The organism is Romboutsia weinsteinii, from assembly GCF_002250835.2.
In the GTDB taxonomy this organism is placed as follows: Bacteria; Bacillota; Clostridia; order Peptostreptococcales; family Peptostreptococcaceae; genus Romboutsia_A; species Romboutsia_A weinsteinii.
In genome coordinates this window covers 1-639 of sequence record NZ_NOJY02000157.1, presented here as the reverse complement: position 1 = coordinate 639, position 639 = coordinate 1, and the positions used below count along the sequence as shown (strand labels likewise).

General features: G+C 32.9%; 1 protein-coding gene. It reads left to right on the top strand.

Annotation, left to right across the window (positions count from 1 at the left end; all coding sequences use genetic code 11):
• On the top strand, positions 1 to 639 hold a 639-nt coding region (locus CHL78_RS20440; protein WP_116041785.1), incomplete at both ends, for an aminotransferase class V-fold PLP-dependent enzyme.

Genomic DNA, 639 nt, shown 5'->3' with positions numbered 1-639 from the left:
GAATACTATAGTTCAATGTGACAAAGAGGGATTCTTAGATTGTAAAGATATAGAAAAAGCGATAAGACCAAACACAAAGCTTATAGTTACAACTCATGCTTCAAATATTTGCGGGACACTGGTAGATATAAAGACAGTTGGTGAAATTGCAAAAGATAATAATATATTATATTTAGTTGATGCATCTCAAACTGTAGGTGTTTATGATGTAGATGTAAAAGAAATTAATATAGATATGTTAGCTGCACCAGGCCACAAATGCCTTTTAGGACCTCAAGGAACAGGAATCTTATATATAAGAGAAGGATTAGAGCTTTCGATATTAAAAGAAGGTGGAACTGGTAGTAAATCTGAAGATTTATTCCAGCCTGATTTAACTCCTGATAAATATGAATCAGGTACTCATAATACTTCAGGTATTGCCGGGCTTAATGCAGGTATTAAGTTTATATTTGATGAGGGTATAGAAAAAATAAGAAATCACGAAGAAGAATTATGCCAGTATATGCTAGATAAGCTGGAACAAGTTCCAGATATAAAAATATATGGACCCAAAGACAGCAAGAAAAGAGCAGCAGTAATAAGTATAAATATAGGCGATATGGACTCTGGAGAGATAACTTTTTTACTAGATAGTGA